Source organism: Microbulbifer sp. YPW16 (assembly GCF_021290385.1).
Classification (GTDB): Bacteria; Pseudomonadota; Gammaproteobacteria; order Pseudomonadales; family Cellvibrionaceae; genus Microbulbifer; species Microbulbifer zhoushanensis.
Map to the genome: position 1 here is coordinate 1,531,585 of NZ_CP089928.1, position 17,985 is coordinate 1,549,569.

A 17,985-nucleotide genomic window follows, 5' to 3' on the forward strand; every position below is an offset into this window, starting at 1 on the left:
CGACAAAGGGGTGTGCAGTCACGACGGGGACTTGCTCACCACTACCATTGCCGGCCGCAACAGGCGGCCGTTCAGTACATAGCCCTTCTGGAATACATCCAGCACCGTATTGGGCTCCACATCACCACTGGGGACCTGGGTCATGGCCTGGTGCCGTTCCGGGTCGAATGGCTCGCCGGCCGGGTTCACCACTTCCACGGAATGCTTGGCCAGGGTGTCCACGAAGGACTTATGGGTCAGCTCGATACCCTCGATGATGGCCTTGTTGGCCTCGTCCTCGCGGTCGATGCTGGACAGCGCCCGCTCCAGGTTGTCCACCACCGGCAGGAAATCCTGCAGCAGCTTCTCCACGCCGTACTTGTGCGCCCGCTCCACATCCTGCTGGGCGCGGCGGCGCGCGTTCTGGGCCTCGGCCTGTGCGCGCATGGCCAGGTCCTTCTGGATCGCCAGCTGCTCCTGCAGGCCCAGGATCTCCCCCTTGAGTGCCTCGGGGCTGTCGGGCTCCGCGTGCAGGGCCTCCTCTGCCTCGTGCTGCTCTTCGGGGGAGGGTTCCTCTACCTCGGCACTCGCACTGGTTTCCTCGGCTGCCGCCTCTTCCGCGGTCAGTGCCTCGGGATGCGGCGTCCCCTCGTCAATCTGATCTTCTTCGCTGCGCTCTCTGGCCACTGCTCTCTCCGTCGCGTCGACTGTCAGTTGGTTCAAATATGATGTCCGCCGGGGGCGCCAAGCCGGGCGTGCCATGCCAGGCGGACAGTGCAGGTGTATATGGGGCCTTGCCCATGCAGTTCAAGGGGTTATCCCGGAAACTCGCCACGCGCCCCGCCACCGCGGCGCTTGACCGCCTCCCCGCGCACTGTAATGTCACCGGGTGGCGGTAGCGACCCGCCGGCGATTACTGTATAAATACACAGATAACAATTGAGCCAGAAGCGATCCCTATGTTGCTGCACCTGTCTATCAGCCAATTCACCCTGGTGGACCAGCTGGAACTGGAGTTTGGCTCCGGCACCAGCACCCTGACCGGCGAGACCGGGGCCGGTAAGTCCATCACCCTCGACGCCCTGGGCCTGGCCCTCGGCGACCGCGGCAATGCGGAGCTGGTCCGCGCCGGGGCGAAACGGGCCGACATCCACGCGACTTTCGATATCAGTGACCATCCGGAGGCCAGCACTTGGCTGGAAGAGCAGGAACTGGACACCGGCCACGAGGTAATCCTGCGGCGCACCATCAGTGCCGACGGACGCTCCCGGGCCTATATCAATGGCCAGCCGGTGACCCTGCTGCAGCTGCGCGCCCTGGGCGAGCAGCTGATCGATATCCACAGCCAGCACGAGCACCAGTCCCTGCTCAAAAAAGACACCCACCGGCGACTGCTGGACGAGTTCGCCGGTGCCGGCGAGCTGGCTGCGGAGACCCGCATTCATTTCAAGACCTGGCAGGACCAGTACCGCCGCTACCGCAGCCTGGCGGACAGTGCCGAGGAAACCGAGGCGCGCCGGCAGTTGCTGCAATACCAGCTGGAGGAGCTGGACCAGCTGGACCTGCAAGCGGGCGAAATCGCTGAACTCGAGAGCGAGCAACGCCAGCTGGCCAATGCCGGCCAGATCCTCAGCGGCAGTTACCAGCTTGCAGCCATGCTCACCGGCGGGGAGGGGGATATCTCCGAGCACCTGCACCGGGCCCTGCAGCTGCTCACGGCCATGCCGGAGCAGTCGCCGGAGCTGACCGAGGTGGCGCAGATGCTCGACAGCGCCCGGATCCAGGTGGACGAAGCCGCCGGCACCCTGACGCGGCATATCGATCGCTTCGAGATGGATCCCGAACGCCTGGCAGAGGTGGAGGAGCGGCTCAGCGCCATTTACCAGGCCGCACGCAAGCACCGCGTGCAGCCACCGGAGCTGCCCGGGCTACAGGAGCAGCTGCAGGCGGAACTGGACGAAATTGGCGCACCGGATGCACTGGACCGGCTGGAATCCGAGTGCCGGGAACTGGAACAGGCCTACCGGGCCACCGCCGGCAAGCTGGGCAAACTGCGCGCCGGCGCGGCCGAAAAACTGGCCGCCGCGGTGAACGGGCAGCTGGCCGACCTGGCCATGCCCCACGCCCGGGTGGAGCTGGCGCTGCAGCCACAGGAAAAACCGGCGGCCACCGGCCTGGAAGAGGTGGAAATCCTGATCGCCACCAACCCCGGCCAGCCGGCACGGCCGCTGGGCAAGATCGCCTCCGGGGGCGAACTGTCGCGGGTCAGCCTGGCAATCCAGGTAGTCACCGCCCAGACCTCCCGCACCCCCACCCTGGTTTTCGACGAGGTGGACGTGGGTATCGGCGGGGCCACCGGCGATGTTGTCGGGCGCCTGCTGCGGCAACTGGGCGAGGGCCGCAACGGCCGCACCGGCCAGGTGATCTGCGTAACCCACCTGGCGCAGGTGGCGGCGCGGGCCCACCGGCAGTACCTGGTGGAGAAGCACAGCGACGGAGACGCCGCATTCGTGGCGCTGCGGGAACTCAAGGACCAGGAGCGCCGGGAAGAGATCGCCCGCATGCTGGGCGGCGAAACCACCGCACAGTCCCTGGCCCACGCCGGGGAGATGCTCTCCCGCGCCTGACGGGGGAGCATAGCGCCCCGGCTCCCGGGCCTTCCCTTTCCACTCTGGCGGGCGCCCCGGCTGTTGCAGCCGCGTGGCGGGGACAATTCACCCTACACTGATAAAAGCCGCAATTAACCGGAATTGGCGCCGAAATGCCTCTATAATTCGCCGCCAACATTCAATCTGGCTGATTTCATGCAGAGAACCATTTTCAACACACCGATTGTCACCCCGATCCTGCGCCAGGTCGCGAAGCTGTTGCTGAAACTGCACGGCTGGCGGGTGGTCGCTGACGAATCGGCGCTCAAACTGAAGAAATACGTACTGCTGGGCGCCCCGCATACCACCAACTGGGATGGCTACTACTTTATCCTCACCGCCCTCAAGCTGGGCCTGGTGCCCCAGTGGATGGGGAAGGACAAGCTGTTCAAGTTCCCGCTGGGCGGCATGATGCGGTGGTTTGGCGGCATCGCCGTGGACCGCAGCAAGGCCAATAACCTGGTCGAGGCAACGGTGGAGCAGTTCAAGCGCAGCGCCTCCCTGGTGATCGCCGTGCCGCCGGAAGGCACCCGCGGTATGGCGGAACGCTGGAAGACCGGCTTTTACCATATTGCCCGCGGTGCCGGTGTGCCGGTGGTATGCGGGTTCATCAATTTCCCCAGGAAAGAAGTGGGCATGGGGCCGGCCTTTGAAATGAGCGCCGACCTGGCCCGCGAGCTGGAACGGTTCCGTGACTTCTATGCCGACAAGATTGGCAAGTTCCCGCAGCGCTACACGCCGCCGGCGTAAGGCGCTCGGCGCAACCGATCACGACCATGGGCCGTCCCCACAAATAACGCAGCCTGCACACCCGCAGGGTGCATGGACCGCAGCGATATGCACCAGCCACGGGGCAAGGCCCGAGGCTGGTGGCCCGGGGCGCCTGACCCTAGCCTTTGGCGAGTCAGCGCTTTGTGAGGTGCCAGGCCATGCAGGAACTTCCCCACCAGTACCGGGTGGCCGCCCGGGCCGATCCCGGCAGTGATGTCGAGTTATCCACAGATGGGGTTGAACCCCTTACCTCCGCGCCGCCGGTACAGTTTGGCGGGCCCGGGGATCACTGGTCGCCGGAGGACCTGCTGGTGGCAGCGCTGGCGGATTGCTTCATCCTTACTTTCCGGGCGATCGCAACATTCAAGCAACTGGAGTGGCACTCCCTGGCCTGCGAGGCGAACGGCACCCTCGACCGGCGCGACCGCAAGACACAGTTCACCGCATTTACCATCTCGGCCGAACTGGAGATACCCGCAGGTGGTGACACCGGGGAAGCGGAGCGGCTACTGCACAAGGCGGAGGAAAGCTGCCTGGTGACCAATTCGCTGGTGGCCGGGGTAACGCTCGAGGTGAGGGTCCGCCAAAGACAGGCATGAAGGGAGGGGGAGAACCCGGGTTAACAGCCGGGTTGTCGCGGCCATGGGCCGCCCCCATAGTGGGGGAGCGGCTTTCCGGTTGACCGGTCAGGAATCCTTTTTCTTCACATACAACACCAGGCTGTGCCCGGTGAGCTCATAGCCGTGCTCCTCGGCGATCTGCTGCTGCAGGCGCTCGATTTCCTCATTGTGGAACTCGATTACCCTGCCGCTATCGGTACACACCATATGGTCGTGGTGGTCGCCGCGATCCAGCTCGAACACCGAGTGCCCGCCATCGAAGTTGTGTCGCATCACCAGCCCGGCACTCTCAAACTGTGTCAGGACGCGATACACCGTCGCCAGGCCAACATCCTCCCCGGCGTCCAGCAGCAACTTGTAGACATCTTCAGCGCTCAGGTGCTGCTCACTCGCGTTCTCGAGCAGCTGCAGGATTTTGACTCGCGGCAGCGTCACTTTGAGACCGGCTTTGCGCAGTTCCTGGTTTTCGTTCGACATGGATCAGTTTCCCGGGAAAATTCTTCTGGTTTCGGCGATACAGCCAGTTACCGGCCCGGATGTAACCGGGGCGGCCGGACACAGACAGGCACTCCGATGCCTGTCAGCTCGCCAACTCTTGCGGTATTATCCACGCCGAGCGTAGTCAGCGGAACCCCGGCGCTCCCTGGCCCGGCCCCGGCACAGCCGCCTCCCCTGATATGAGGGGGCGTGAGGCGCCGGCAACGGGAACTTTCAGCGCCCCGGGGCGCCTACCCTTACCCAGGTGGACCATTCCCGGCCCGGCAAGCCGGTTCCGCCAGCATCGAGATAACAATGGAGCATTGAATGCCAACGACCCTGAAAGCCCTCGCCATTGCCGGCCTCTGCGCACTGATCAGCGCCTGCAGCCTGTTCAAGTTTCCGGGCGTGCACCGGATCGAAGTCCAGCAGGGCAATATCATTACCCAGGAAATGGTAAACCAGCTCAAGCCGGGCATGACCCGCCGGCAGGTGCGCTTCGTGCTGGGTACACCGCTGCTCGAAGACACCTTCAACGCCAATCGCTGGGATTACGTGAACCGCGTGCGCGACCCAAAGGGCGAAGTGGAACAGAAGAAGTTCTCCGTCTACTTCAATGGCGACCTGCTGATTGCCACCAGCGGCGACTGGCAGCCGGCCGGCTGGCCGCAGTAACAGCGCCCTCCTTCAGCGGCGCCCGGCGGCGCCCCGGCTGCTGCCTGCCCAAAACACCGGGCAGCGCGGCCATTTAATCCGCTTTACCACCGGCCTCCTGCGCCTTGCGCCGGGCCTTCTCCGCACGCTGCTTGCGGGCCTCTTTCGGGTCTGCAATCAACGGCCGGTATACCTCCACCCGGTCTCCCGGCTTCAGCTCATACTGATCGGCCACCGCCAGCCCCTTGGTCCCCAGCGCCTGGCCGAAGATGCCCAGCCGCGCCGTCGCCGGATCGATCCCCGGGTACTCTTCCGGCAACCCGGAACGGACCAGGGCCTCGGTCGCCGTGGTGCCGGGCGGTACCAGCAGGCTCACCAGCCGCTGTTCGTGCGGCAGTGCGTACACCACCTCCACGGCAATTGTCTTCATATCGGTCATTGCGGTTTCCCGTATACGTGCTCGGCGCGTTCACACATGACCCGCACCATCTGGTTGGCCAGCTCACTGAACAGCTTGCCCACAGCCGCTGCCACCAGCCGGTTGCGCAGCCGGAAAGACAGCGCAAAGCTCACCTTGCAGGCGTCGTGTGCCAGCGGCGAGAAGTGCCAGAGCCCCTCGAAGTGCTCGAACGGGCCGTCCACCAGCTCCAGCGTCATGCGCGTCGGCCGCTCCAGCTGGTTGCGGGTGACAAAGCTCTGGTGGATACCGGCCCGGCTGAGCTCCAGGCGCGCCTCCAGGGTATTCTCGTCACTGTGCAAAATTTCAGCACTCTTGCAGCCGGGCAGGAACTGGGGATAGCTCTCCACATCGTTCACCAGGTCAAACATCTGCTCTGCACTGAACATCACCAGTGCACTGCGCTCTATCTCTGCCATGCTTTCCAATCTTTCCAATACTGCCGCCCACACGGCCATTTCCGCGCGCGGAGCGGGCAATTTTGCCAGTCGGCGCTACTCAAGCAAGTCAATTCCTGCAACAATCGCAGCTTTATCCGGCCGGGGTGCCCGGCCGGTCGCCGCTGCCGGCGGTGTAAAGACAAGAATAACAGGCAAGCGAGAGTACTATGTCCGCAGCAAGAGAGCATTTTGGATCGCGACTGGGGTTTATCCTCGCCGCGGCGGGTTCCGCCGTGGGAATCGGCAACCTGGTGGCCTTTCCGGTCGCCGCCACCAAGAGCGGCGGCGGGGCCTTCCTGCTGGTATATGCACTGTTTGTGTTCCTGATCTGCCTTCCCGTGATGATGGCCGAGCTGGCACTGGGTCGTAAAAGCGACAAGGACCCGGTTGGCGCCTACCGCCAGGTCTCCGGGGGCTCCATTGGCTGGCGTATTCCCGGCTGGTTTGCCCTGATCACCCCATTCATGATCGCTGTCTTTTACCTGGTGGTAACCGTCTGGGTACTCGGCTACCTGGTGGCAACCCTGGGCGGCAACCTGGACCAGCTGGCTGCCGGCGAGCATTTCGGCCAGTTCATCAATTCCCCCATCGTGTTCGCTTACCTGGTGGTGCTGATGCTGATCATCAACGGCATCCTCGCCATGGGGGTCAAGGACGGTATCGAGCGCGCCGCCAAGACCCTGATGCCGATGCTGTTCGTGATGCTGCTGGGTTTGGTGATATTCGTGCTGACCCAGGAAAACGCCATGCTGGGCGTCAAGTACTACCTGACCCCCGACCTGTCCAAGCTCAACGCCGAGGTGGTCAACAATGCCATGGCGCAGGCCTTCTTCTCCCTGTCGCTGGGTATGGGCATCATGATTACCTACGGCTCCTATATGAAGAAGCGGGACTCGATACCGGGTTCCGCCAAGGCCGTGGCCCTGACCGACACCCTGGTGGCATTTACCGCGGGCCTGCTGATCCTGCCCACCATTTTCCACTTCAATCCGCAGATCGACCCCACCGAACTGAGTGACTCCTCGGCCGGCATGATTTTCCTGTTCCTGCCGAAGATCTTCCTCGCCCTGCAGGAAAATATCGGCTACTTCGGGGCCAGCGCCTTCGCAGCGGTATTCTTCTTCCTGGTGCTGGTGGCCGCGATCACTTCGCTGGTCTCCATTATCGAGGTACCGGTAGCGACCCTGTGTGACGAGCGCGGCATGGAGCGCAAGAAAGCGATCTACAGCATCGCCGCCATACAACTGGTGCTGGCCATTGCCTGCGCCATGTCGTTCGGCATGGCCGACTGGCTAACCCAGTTTGTATCCATCGCCGGCGAGAACAAGTCTTTCTTTGATCTGGTAGAGCTGATCTTTTATTCTACGATCCTGCCACTGAACGGCCTGCTGGTATGCCTATTCGTCATCTACAAGTGGAAGCGGGCCAATTTCGACCGCGAGCTGCAGGAAGGTGACCCCAGCTTTGCCGGCAGCCTCTCCCAGAAGTACGTCAACTTCTCCCTGGGGACTTTCATCCCCCTGATCCTGCTACTGGTGTTTATCAACACAGTAGCCGAGAAGTACTTCGGGCACAGTTTCTTCTAATCAGGCACTTGTTGTATCCATGGCCAAAAAGAAAAGCGCAAACTCCTCCCGTACCATCGCCCTGAACAAGCGGGCGCGCCACGACTACTTCATCGAGGAGAAGTTCGAGGCGGGTATGGAACTGCAGGGCTGGGAAGTGAAAAGCTGCCGCGAGGGCAAGGCCCAGCTGACGGACAGCTACGTTATTTTCAAGAATGGCGAGGCCTGGCTGCTGGGTGCGCGCATCCAGCCGCTGCCCAGCGCCTCTACCCACTTCGTCACCGAGCCCGACCGCACCCGCCGCCTGCTGCTCAACAAGCGCGAGCTGGCCAAGTTGATTGCGTCTGTCGACCAGAAGGGCTATGCCGTCGTCTGCACCGCGCTCTACTGGAAGAAGCACCTGATCAAGTGCGAGATCGCCCTCGCCAAGGGCAAGGCCCATCACGACAAGCGCGAGACCGAGAAGAAGCGCGACTGGAACCGCGAGAAACAGCGCCTGATGCGCACCGAACACAAGTAGTAGGGCGCCGGCGCCCGATAGAAAAATAATTACAGGGTTACTCATGAGTGCACCGAGAGGACAATTCAGCTCCAACATCGGCTTCCTGATGGCCGCGGCGGGCTCCGCCGTTGGCCTGGGCAATATCTGGGGCTTCCCCACCAAGGCCGCCGGCAATGGCGGCGCCGCCTTCGTGGTGGTTTACCTGATCCTGGCCTTCCTGCTGGCCTACCCGGCCCTGATGGCCGAGCTCACCATCGGCCGCCACGCGCGCCGTAACATGGTCCAGGCGCTGCGCGGCGTGGCCGAGGGCCCGGTAAGCCGCTTCTTTGCCAACCTCACCGGCTTCGGTGGCATCCTGGTGGCATCGCTTATCCTGAGCTTTTACTCCATTGTTGCCGGCTGGATGGTCGCGCACCTGGTGGAGCCCTTTGCTCAACTGTGGGGAGCCGGCGGCGCCGCCGAGTGGCTGACCGGCAGCAGCACATCCCGCAACCTCCTGTTTACCGCCCTGTTCAGCTCCATCACCATGGTGATCATTGCCAGCGGCGTGGAGAAGGGTATCGAGCGCTGGTCCACCCTGCTGATGCCCGCGCTGATCATCCTGTTGCTGCTGTTGATCATCTATGTACTGACCCAGCCCGGCGCCATGACCGGCCTCGAGGTCTACCTGATGCCCGACTTCAGCCACCTGTCACCGCAGCTGCTGGTGTCCGCCATGGGCCAGGCCTTCTTCTCCCTGTCGCTGGGCGTGGGCACTATGCTGATTTACGGCTCCTACCTGAGCAAGCAGGAGAGCCTGCCGCGGCTGGGCGCCCTGGTAACCCTGATCGACGTGGGCATCGCCTTCACCGCCGGCCTGCTGATCCTGCCGGCCATGTACGTGGCCCAGGAAGCGGGCACCCAGATCTTCTCCGAAAGCGGCGAGCTGATCGCCGGGCCGGGCCTGATCCTGCAGGTGCTGCCGGCCCTGTTCGACACCATGGGCACCGCCGGCCTGTTCGTGGCCATCGCCTTCTTCGCCCTGATGACCATCGCTTCGGTGACGTCCTCCATCTCCATGCTGGAAGTCCCCGTTGCCTTCTCCATCGAGAACCTGAAGCTGGGGCGCAAACGGGCGACCATGTTGGTCGGCCTGGTCATTTTTGCCATCAGCAGCCTGATCATCTTCAATTTCGATGCCCTGTTCGGGCTGGTCATCAGCATCAGCACCGAGTACGGCCAGCCCCTGCTGGGCGTGTCCCTGTGTATCTTCGCCGGCTGGATCTGGCGCCGTGACCAACTGCTCACGGAGCTGGAGAAGGGCCACGAGGGCATCGAGAGAACCCTGTTCTGGAAGATCTGGCCCTGGTACGTGCGCATCGTGTGCCCGCTGCTGATCTTCGCCGCTTTCGCCCAGTCGGTATTGCTGGGCTGATGACTTTCTGGTCGCGACTGGCCGTCCATAACTGGCCATCCGCGACCATCTTCACCATCTGGTCGTGTCGGGGCATATTGTCCGGGAACAAAATCCGGTATACTAAGTCCTAGACCACACAGGGTTTTGCATCGGGGATGACTTGGATTCGACGCCGGTGACGAAACCATGGGTGCATGCCGTGATGGTAGCGAATCACGTAAATCCAAAGCTGCAATCTATTAGTTGCCAACGACGACAACTACGGTGCCCAACTCGCTGCGTAAGCAGCCTGTGAAGCACTAACTAAGGGTTCGTCCCTTAGCAGCCTTCAGCAAGGTTCCAGTACCGCGCTGCTGGCTGTCATACAGAACTGGATCGCCCTGAAGCGTGCCTGACGTGGAAGGGTTAAAACTTATTCAGGCTCGCCAATTACGTCCTGCCCATCGGGCTGTATGCGGCTAAATCAATAGATGGACCTAAGCATGTAGAGCTCATGGCAGAGTGCTGACGGACGCGGGTTCGACTCCCGCCATCTCCACCAAACAACTGTCTCAGACAGACTCAAAAAGCCCCGGAAGCCCAGCGTTTTCGGGGCTTTTGCTTATCTGGCTTATCCCAGTTAATCTAATTCAACCCGTCCAAATCTAGGAGTTTCTGGACGGGTTATTGGACGGGTTGAGCCCAGCGCCCCCGCCCAACCCGTCCAAACCAGCACGGAAGCCGCAGCCAATGCCGCTGTCAGACACCAAGCTACGGGCGCTCAAGCCCCGCGACAGGAAGTACATCGAGGCCGACGAGAAGGGCCTCGCTATCGAAGTCACCCCCACCGGCGCCAAGCGCTGGGTATTCCGCTTCCGCCTCCACGGCAAGCGCCCGGAGATGGCGCTGGGCCTCTACCCTGATGTGACCCTAAAGCGCGCGCGGGAACTGCGCGACGAAGCCCGTCGCCACGTGGCCGAAGGCATAGACCCCCGCGACGTCAGGCGCGCCCTCAAGGAATCCGCCCTGGAAGCCAACCGGAACAGCTTTGCCGCTGTCAGCCAGGAATGGTTTGCGGCCCGGATGGCCCACCTCTCGAAGTCATCCAGGGACCGGGCAAACCTCGCCCTCGACCGTGACCTGATTCCCTATCTGGGGAAGCGCCCCATTGCCGAGATTACGCCGCCCGAAGTGCTGCGCTGCCTGCGCCGGATCGAGAGCCGGGGAACCCTGGAAACCGCGCACCGGGTAAAGCGGGTAGCAAGCCAGGTATTCCGCTTCGCTGTGGCCACCGGCAAGGCCGACCGCGACCCCACCACCGACCTGAGCGGCGCGCTCACCCCTACCAAGAAAAAGCACTTGGCGGCCATTACGGACCCCGTGGAGGTGGGCCGCCTACTGGCAGGCATAGATGGATACCAGGGGACCCCCATAGTGCGAACGGCCCTCAAGCTATCCCCGCTGCTGTTCTGCCGGCCCGGCGAACTGCGCAAGCTGGAATGGACGGAAATCAACTGGGAGGCCCGCCAGATAGAGCTACCTGCCGAGAAGATGAAAATGGGCGAGCCGCACATTATTCCATTGGCTCAGCAGGCCCTGGCGCTGCTGCGGGAGCTGGAGCCCCTAACTGGCCGCGGCAAGTACGTTTTCCCATCCGCCCGGGGCCAGAGTCGCCCCCTGTCCGATAACGGCGTCAGGACGGCGCTACGTTCGCTGGGCTACGACAACAACACCATGACCGCCCACGGCTTCCGCGCAATGGCGAGAACACTGCTGGATGAGGTTTTGAGCTTCCGGGTGGACTACATCGAACACCAGCTGGCCCACGGAGTGAAGGACACTCTGGGGCGCGCCTATAACCGCACTAAGCACCTGCCCCAGCGGGCCGCCATGATGCAGAAATGGGCCGATTATCTGGACAACCTGAGAGTTCAGGCCGGGGCCGATAACATAGTTAGCGCGGCCTTTGGCGCAAATGGGGCAAGGTAAGCAAATAATAATCATTCCATAAAACTGGCCCATTGGCCGCACCCGACAACCAGAGAAGAACCCACCATGGATTTACACACGTTAGAGCAGCTCCAAGACTTGGAGCGACTGAGCGCCGGTCTTTCTCATGCACTCAAATGCGAGGACCCCGACACTCTGCGGGAAATGGTGAGGGTACTGGGGCAAGAAATTTCTGCGGTAGGGGGTGGGATTCGCTACCGGGTGGAGCAGCCCGCAAGGGTAGCGGCGCAGGTGGCTAGAGCACACGGCCACACTGAACAGCGAGCACAGGTGGTAGAGAAAGCCGTTATCCAGGATTTGACCTCAATGCACTCTCAGTACTAAGAGCGTAGCCACCGAATTTCAGCACCTAGGGCAGCTCACGAAAAGCCGCCGCCCGGCCTGGTGCTAATCCTATCGTAAGGGTTGTCTGCAAGGGGGAGAGCGTGAAACCTGTATTGGAGTGTGTACCCGCAGCCATGGCTAGACACTACCGCCTCATAATGGGCGGGGAAGACGGCGAATTCTGGGAGCATGGCGAAATTAAAGGAGCTGGGGCCGGATGCGGACTGCGCGCTACATACGGGCGCCCTAAAAGCGAGCTAGCCCCGGTAATTACCAAATTGTGCACCAATCCTGAGATGGTCACCGTTTGGCGGCACCTGAGACGAGCATTCGCAAAATTGGAGCTTATCGACTGGGAAACCGGCTTTTTTCAGTATGTGCTCATGGCTTTATACGACCGGTCCCCATGGGACTATGCCACCCCTGGAGAGCGCGAAGATAGCCATGCTGACATAACCAAGAAGCTGAATGAATTAGTAGCCCTTCTGCGCAAGTTCGAGTTAGACCACCCCGTTTGGAACTTGATGCGACCACTAGAATTTGAGGCCGCAATCAAGCGGCATTTCTACACAGGTTTCACCCCAGCCTACAGTGAGCCGGGGGGCATCGAGGGGCGTCGGGAACCAAGCCTTTTCCTTTGTGGGAATCGCCCGTATGTGTCGGAAGTGTTGGAGCGCTTGCGACAAAGAATAGCGGAGGAAAGAGTTCACGAGCGGGCACTAGTACAAAAGAACAGCAGTCCGCATGGCCCCGAGTACCTGATAGTTACCCGCCGCTTGGGCGTCTATTTCACACGCTTCCTGGGCTCTCCCCAATATGGAACAGTCAGAAAGTTAGTGTGGGTGCTATTGGGGGTGGACGTCAGCATGGCAACCGTGCGCGACACTGTAGGGAAGTCACCATGTGACAAGGAGGGAATTTTCTATATGCCGGAATCTACCCCCTGTGACTAAGAGCAGGAAATTTCTCTTTTTAGGCAGATTACGTCACGGCCGCCCGTTGTAAAGAATCCGTATTAGCCAATCTAACCCCAACCCGAAAAGGCTAATACATGAACACAACCAACCCAATTCCCGAAACAATCAACGCCGCCGCCATGTACCGGGCTCCAGAGTGTGCCCGGCTGTTTGGCATCGGCCTGTCCACTTGGTGGCACTGGAGTAAGACCGGACGCGCCCGACGTGGAATCAAGCTGGGACCGAAAACCACTGTATGGGAAGGCTCCTACCTGCTGGAGCTGAAGCAGAAGCTCATTTCAGAATCTCAGAACTGAGGGCGCGGCCATGAAAGGAAACAGAACCGCCCCGGCACAGGGCGATCCCGATACGGCAGATAGCAAGGCTAATGGTAACACCTCCACCGCGCTACACCTCACACCACGGCAGCGCCGTGCCCTGACAGCACTCTTGGAGCGCCCCCGCAGCCGCGAGGAACTGGATCGAATAGCGGGCACCAGTAATAGCCCTGACCTTGTAAGCCGCCTGAGACAGCGCGGGGTACTCATTCTGTGCGAGCACGTAAACCATACCGACCGTGACGGCGTCAAAGGCTGGCACGGCGTCTACAGGCTGCCAGAGAGCGAGAAACAACGCCTTGGGGGTGCCCTATGAGATACGTGGTCGAAATCGAGCAGGCTATTACCGTGCCCCTGGTAGTGGACGCCCGCAACGACGGGGAAGTATGCAAGCTGGCTAAGCGACTGCTGCTGCACACCATTGGCACTGATCCGGAAGCGGTCGGCGACCCTGTAGCAAAACCGCGCCAGATCCGCTCGGCGAGCAAGCCGGAGGACTGATGAGCGGGTCTGCTAGAGCGCTGCTAACGCAGCTTCTGGCGCGTGGAGACGTTATCGCGGTGGAGTGTGGCCGACTTACGATAGTCCCCGCCAGTGGCAGCCCTGTGCCCGCTGACTGGCTGGAACGGCACGAGCGACAATTAGTTATCGAGGCTGCGCGGATGGCCGACATGGCTGCACTGGAGTACCTGGACTATTCAGTCGGCAACTACGGCCCCAGCAAGCGTGGCGGTGTGGCACTGCAATTCCGCAACCTGATTGACGGTAGCGAGCGCTATTCCATATTCAACGCGGAGACGCGCCGTAATAGGAACACCAAGCACGGGAAGAAGGGCGGCCCCCTCCCGCGCAGGCAATTTCGGATAACCGAGAGATTCAAGTTCTACGGCTTCTGGGTATCCACAGGCTTACCTGTGCCCCGGCGTCTGAGCGCCTTTCACGATTACATGGGCAAGCTGGCCAGTCTGGTATTCACCTGCTCCACAGCCAGCGGTGAGCGGCTGCACGATCCGTCGCCACTGTCCCTGAGCCATATCGACCTGGTGCGCTTGGTGGGGGTGAATGCGGCATCAGACATCTCGGCGCCACGTAGGGCTGGAACGACCATTGTGAAAGGCGCTGATACTCTGCCCATAGAGGTGCGAGCCGGAGAGCTTCCGGACAGTTGCCTGACAGTTACCGGACAAATCCCGGACAACTGCCGGACAAGTGCGCCGGACAAGGAAACCGCGCAAAGCCAGCAACCACCGGAGATACAGCCGGATGGAAGTACGGGGCGACAAAAGAACGGTAATACGGTAACAAGGGAACACGGGTATACGGGCACCATGAGCCCCTCCCCCACTACCCCTGAAGAACAAACCAATGAGCAGTGGCTTGCCGACTACGTGGGCGCGGATTGAGTCGGCCCTCAGGGTGGCCCTTGTCACGCGGCCTTCTTAGCCATTGAGTGGCACGGGTCCTTCCCTGGGTGTTGCCCTCACGGGTCCGCAGCAGCGCGAGGCTCCACTATTTATAGGATTTTTCTTCAGGGGGTGGGTGGTTGGTCATTCGCCCATCACCATCCAACGGAACAGGTTAAAAACTACCATTTTTATAGGCTATTCAGCGAACCATTATGGAGCCACCGACCCACTGCAATGACCAACCTCTTACCTTAAGCGAAGCTCATCACCAGCGATTGAGCCTGACCTAGAAGCCAGCGCCGCCTCAAAATAACGCTTTAGTATCACATGAATAAGGTCATCGGCTTTGTTTTCGGCCTAAAACATCAATCCAAGCGCATCCATTTACGGCTACGAAAACCTATACGATAGATGATAGAATCCCTGCAACTAGAGTAATACGCGATTAGTGACAGCCTTGCCCGGAAATCCTTATTTCCAGAGAATTCGTCGGTTAGAGGCTTCTCGCAAGGTGACACACACCCCGGATCCCAGGATGCGCATAAAAATAACTGATCTGCCAGAATCATTACCATTAATCAGCGAATTCAAGGCTAAATTAACTGTAGTCGATTCACTCGACCTACTTCGTCGCCACATCATCTTTGGCCAAGCATTTGTATACCCTAATCCCGACGACGAATTTGAATTAGCCAGGTCAATTGCTGACCACTTTGACACTCACCCAGCGAATGTCATCTTGGTTGGATCAGGAAAACTGGGGTTCAGCATTGCTCCGCATAAACGGTATGTACCATTTAACGACAAGTCTGATGTCGATGTAGCTATCATTGACCAACGGCTTTTCGACACCATATGGTGGGAAATTCACAAGGCTAACATGACAAGTTCAAATTGGCCGAATCGTGATGCTTTTGCGAAGTATCTACTTAGAGGATGGATTAGGCCTGATAAATTCCCCAGCATTGAAGCACCAGAGGTTAGTGATTGGTGGGACTTCTTTAACAGTTTGTCGAGGTCAGTGGGAATAAAGATCCGAGGCGCAGTTTATAACGACTGGAAGTTCTTTGAGAGCTATCATGTACAATCCGTTAAAAAATGTGCAGATGAAATTGAACTCTCCACAAATGGATCCAGATAAAAAGGGAACAAAAAATGGCTGAGGTTAAATACGAATTAAGAACCAATGCGACCAACAGAAGGATCCGCGAAATAATATCTGCAGTTCGAACCGAAACGCTATTACCTAGGCCAGACTTCCAACGGCGACTAGTCTGGACAAACAAAGATAAAGTAGCCTTTATCGAGACAATCCTCCAGCACCTTCCATTTCCCGAAATATATGTTTGTGCCGGCGCAGTTGATCCCACCACAGCTCAGGGCACCGAGTGGCTTGTTGACGGTCAACAAAGGGTTTCAACTATAGTCGCATATTTTAACGGCGATAAAGACCTTAAACTCCCTTCAGAGGTTCCAGCTTACGAAAAGCTTGACCCTGATACAAAAACTGCATTTCTAGAATACACGGTTGTAGTCCGTGATTTGGGAAATGTTCCTGTGGATTACGTTAAGGAAGTTTTTCAACGAATTAACTCGACCAAGTATGGTCTTAACGCCATGGAATTAGCCAATGCGAGGTACGACGGCGCGATTAAGAAGACCGCCGAAACCCTTGCAGCGCACCCATTTTTTTCAGAGCACGGCGTATTCAAAATTTCTGACATTCGTCGCATGGGAGATATTTCATTTCAGCTATCAGTGCTCATCACTATTGAGCAGGGGTACTTCGATGATAGCGATGCACACGATGCTTTCCTCGAACGCTACAACGATGAGTATCCTAGAGGTGAAGAGTTCCAGTACCGAGTGACCAAATCTCTAGAGTTCATTGATTCCATGAGCCTAGACCCTAAGTCACGGTGGTTCAAAAAGGCCGACGTATTCTCACTCATCATTGAAATTGACCGGGCTCTACATGACGATAAACTAACTTTAGAACCCTCGGAAGTTCGCGAAATTCTTGAAAACTTTGAAAACCATCTTGAGAGAATTCGAGCTCATGAAGAGGTAGAGGGAATTTCCGATAGCTATAGGAATGCACTAGCTAACTATGCGCATGCCGCTGCTCAAGGGAGCAACCACAGAAAAAGTCGCACAGTTCGAGGCGAAACCATTGAAAAACTCCTACGCAACCAACTGCAACAATAGAGGGAATCTGCAAGGTAGAAGCGCCGAGAGCATTCATTTCCGCCGGCGCCTCTGCAATTAGCAGCAGCCCAGGCCTCCAGCTTGGAGCCCCTCTCATGGCTTCCATGCAATGGCCCGCACGCTGCTGGGAATAAGTACTGAGCTGCCGCCTGGACCAAATAGCGCACCAATTAGCCCACGAGATAAAACATCGAACACTTTGCTCAGCTGGACTGGTTTTGTGACGGGTTAGCCACCCTAGAACCCACATTACTCCTTTAATATCATATAGTTACAGCACCTTTTCGACTCCCGCCATCCCACCAAATTAAAAAGGCCCGCTACCGCAAGGTAGCGGGCCTTTTTTAATTTGGCAGAGCTGTCGCGAGTGGAATGCAAATGCGCCGGGTTCGATCAACGCGCGTCAGCGCGTTAAGACGGCCGAACGGCCGCCCCGAAGGGGTGAGGAGCGAAAGCGACGAATCACTCCCGCCATCATGAGTTCCAGCTCTCTACAACATCCGCTGACGGAGCAAGAGTGGAATACATAGCGCCCGGGTTCGATCAACGCGCGAAGCGCGTTAAGACGGCCGAAGGGCCGCCCCGCAGGGGTGAGGAGCGCAGCGACGAATCACTCCCGCCATCAGACTATCAGGGCGCCACCACAATCTCTGACTAAGCTATTCACAAGGCGCCCGGGGCCGCCCCGAAGAGCTCTAGTTGGATTGCAAGGCGTCTAGCCACTCCTGTCATCCCCCTTTCGCCTCCCTCCTGGGGCACCAACGGCCAGATCTACGTTTCTCTATCGGCATTATTGGCAGTAAAACCTCCCTCCAATGCCTGGAAATGCAGTACCGATATACCCAAGGTCCGCCCCTCTAAAAAACCTTTGACTTACTTCCCAAGAGGCCCTACAGTGCCTACAGTTAAAAGTAAGCCTCTTGTTTAAATCCTCAGTTTCGTCGCATCTGTATTTCTTCGTCCTGCAGCATCTAAATTCCAGTCTTTTTTTACTACCCGCGCCCCATAAAGGCTGATCAATAGTTGTTTACAGGAAATCACCATGTCTAATTCGACGACCGGTACCGTTAAGTGGTTTAACGAGTCAAAAGGCTTTGGCTTTATTGAACAGAAGTCTGGCCCTGATGTGTTCGCACACTTCAGCGCAATCGTCAGCTCAGGATTCAAAACCCTGGCCGAAGGCCAGGCTGTTGAGTTCTCCGTAACCCAGGGCCCCAAAGGCCCGCAAGCTGAAAACATTGTTTGTGTCTGAGCC

Annotated in this window: 19 protein-coding genes and 1 other RNA gene; 16 read left to right on the forward strand and 4 right to left on the reverse strand. The window is 59.2% G+C overall.

Going from position 1 to position 17,985, the window contains the following annotated elements; all coding sequences use genetic code 11:
* Positions 1–18: 18 nt before the first annotated feature.
* Positions 19–666 (reverse strand): nucleotide exchange factor GrpE, encoded by a 648-nt coding sequence (grpE, locus tag LVE68_RS06565; protein ID WP_233006222.1) that lies wholly within the window; start codon positions 664–666, stop codon positions 19–21.
* Between the two features lie 272 nt (positions 667–938).
* Between grpE and recN the strand changes: the two genes are divergently transcribed.
* The 3 genes from recN (at position 939) to LVE68_RS06580 (ending at position 3,997) form a co-directional block, all read left to right on the forward strand.
* Positions 939–2,606, forward strand: coding sequence for a DNA repair protein RecN (gene recN / locus LVE68_RS06570; RefSeq protein ID WP_233006223.1), 1,668 nt, complete (start codon positions 939–941; stop codon positions 2,604–2,606).
* 177 nt (positions 2,607–2,783) lie between these two features.
* Positions 2,784–3,377 carry a 1-acyl-sn-glycerol-3-phosphate acyltransferase gene (locus tag LVE68_RS06575; protein WP_233006224.1) on the forward strand — a complete coding sequence of 198 codons (594 nt, stop codon included), beginning with the start codon at positions 2,784–2,786 and terminating at the stop codon, positions 3,375–3,377.
* A gap of 179 nt (positions 3,378–3,556) precedes the next feature.
* Positions 3,557–3,997, forward strand: coding sequence for an OsmC family protein (locus LVE68_RS06580; protein ID WP_233006225.1), 441 nt, complete (start codon positions 3,557–3,559; stop codon positions 3,995–3,997).
* A gap of 87 nt (positions 3,998–4,084) precedes the next feature.
* On the opposite strand, the gene fur is transcribed toward LVE68_RS06580, so the two are convergent.
* The gene (fur, locus tag LVE68_RS06585) at positions 4,085–4,495 is read right to left on the reverse strand and encodes a ferric iron uptake transcriptional regulator (protein ID WP_233006226.1); all 411 of its coding nucleotides are present in this window, start codon (positions 4,493–4,495) and stop codon (positions 4,085–4,087) included.
* A 327-nt stretch (positions 4,496–4,822) separates the two neighbouring features.
* Between fur and LVE68_RS06590 the strand changes: the two genes are divergently transcribed.
* Entirely contained in the window at positions 4,823–5,170 is a 348-nt protein-coding gene (locus LVE68_RS06590; protein WP_233006227.1) for an outer membrane protein assembly factor BamE, read from the forward strand.
* 73 nt (positions 5,171–5,243) lie between these two features.
* Here the strand turns inward: LVE68_RS06590 and LVE68_RS06595 are convergent, their stop codons facing one another.
* Entirely contained in the window at positions 5,244–5,588 is a 345-nt protein-coding gene (locus LVE68_RS06595; RefSeq protein ID WP_233006228.1) for an RnfH family protein, read from the reverse strand.
* Positions 5,585–6,025, reverse strand: coding sequence for a type II toxin-antitoxin system RatA family toxin (locus LVE68_RS06600; RefSeq protein WP_233006229.1), 441 nt, complete (start codon positions 6,023–6,025; stop codon positions 5,585–5,587). The genes LVE68_RS06595 and LVE68_RS06600 overlap by 4 nt, the downstream gene beginning before the upstream one ends.
* Before the next feature lie 188 nt (positions 6,026–6,213).
* On the opposite strand from LVE68_RS06600, the gene LVE68_RS06605 reads away from it, so the two are divergent.
* The 12 genes from LVE68_RS06605 to LVE68_RS06660 all read left to right on the forward strand — a co-directional run bounded on the left by LVE68_RS06605 (position 6,214) and on the right by LVE68_RS06660 (position 17,982).
* Entirely contained in the window at positions 6,214–7,632 is a 1,419-nt protein-coding gene (locus LVE68_RS06605; protein ID WP_233006230.1) for a sodium-dependent transporter, read from the forward strand.
* A 19-nt stretch (positions 7,633–7,651) separates the two neighbouring features.
* Positions 7,652–8,131, forward strand: coding sequence for an SsrA-binding protein SmpB (gene smpB, locus LVE68_RS06610; RefSeq protein WP_233006231.1), 480 nt, complete (start codon positions 7,652–7,654; stop codon positions 8,129–8,131).
* 43 nt (positions 8,132–8,174) lie between these two features.
* On the forward strand, positions 8,175–9,527 hold the full coding sequence (locus LVE68_RS06615) for a sodium-dependent transporter (protein ID WP_233006232.1): 1,353 nt from the start codon (positions 8,175–8,177) through the stop codon (positions 9,525–9,527).
* A 133-nt stretch (positions 9,528–9,660) separates the two neighbouring features.
* Positions 9,661–10,050, forward strand: a transfer-messenger RNA (tmRNA) gene (ssrA, locus tag LVE68_RS06620).
* 188 nt (positions 10,051–10,238) lie between these two features.
* Complete coding sequence (locus LVE68_RS06625) at positions 10,239–11,477, forward strand: tyrosine-type recombinase/integrase (RefSeq protein ID WP_233006233.1); 1,239 nt, start codon at positions 10,239–10,241, stop codon at positions 11,475–11,477.
* A 446-nt stretch (positions 11,478–11,923) separates the two neighbouring features.
* Positions 11,924–12,775 carry a hypothetical protein gene (locus tag LVE68_RS06630; RefSeq protein WP_233006234.1) on the forward strand — a complete coding sequence of 284 codons (852 nt, stop codon included), beginning with the start codon at positions 11,924–11,926 and terminating at the stop codon, positions 12,773–12,775.
* Between the two features lie 98 nt (positions 12,776–12,873).
* On the forward strand, positions 12,874–13,095 hold the full coding sequence (locus tag LVE68_RS06635) for a helix-turn-helix transcriptional regulator (protein WP_233006235.1): 222 nt from the start codon (positions 12,874–12,876) through the stop codon (positions 13,093–13,095).
* Positions 13,096–13,428: 333 nt separating this feature from the next.
* Positions 13,429–13,617, forward strand: coding sequence for a hypothetical protein (locus LVE68_RS06640; protein WP_233006236.1), 189 nt, complete (start codon positions 13,429–13,431; stop codon positions 13,615–13,617).
* Positions 13,618–13,787: 170 nt separating this feature from the next.
* The gene (locus LVE68_RS06645) at positions 13,788–14,519 is read left to right on the forward strand and encodes a hypothetical protein (protein WP_233006237.1); all 732 of its coding nucleotides are present in this window, start codon (positions 13,788–13,790) and stop codon (positions 14,517–14,519) included.
* A gap of 538 nt (positions 14,520–15,057) precedes the next feature.
* Positions 15,058–15,663: a hypothetical protein gene (locus LVE68_RS06650; RefSeq protein ID WP_233006238.1), complete on the forward strand. Its 606-nt coding sequence runs from the start codon at positions 15,058–15,060 to the stop codon at positions 15,661–15,663.
* A 14-nt stretch (positions 15,664–15,677) separates the two neighbouring features.
* Positions 15,678–16,730 (forward strand): DUF262 domain-containing protein, encoded by a 1,053-nt coding sequence (locus LVE68_RS06655; RefSeq protein ID WP_233006239.1) that lies wholly within the window; start codon positions 15,678–15,680, stop codon positions 16,728–16,730.
* A gap of 1,042 nt (positions 16,731–17,772) precedes the next feature.
* Positions 17,773–17,982 carry a cold-shock protein gene (locus LVE68_RS06660; RefSeq protein WP_233006240.1) on the forward strand — a complete coding sequence of 70 codons (210 nt, stop codon included), beginning with the start codon at positions 17,773–17,775 and terminating at the stop codon, positions 17,980–17,982.
* The last annotated feature ends 3 nt before the right edge of the window (positions 17,983–17,985 follow it).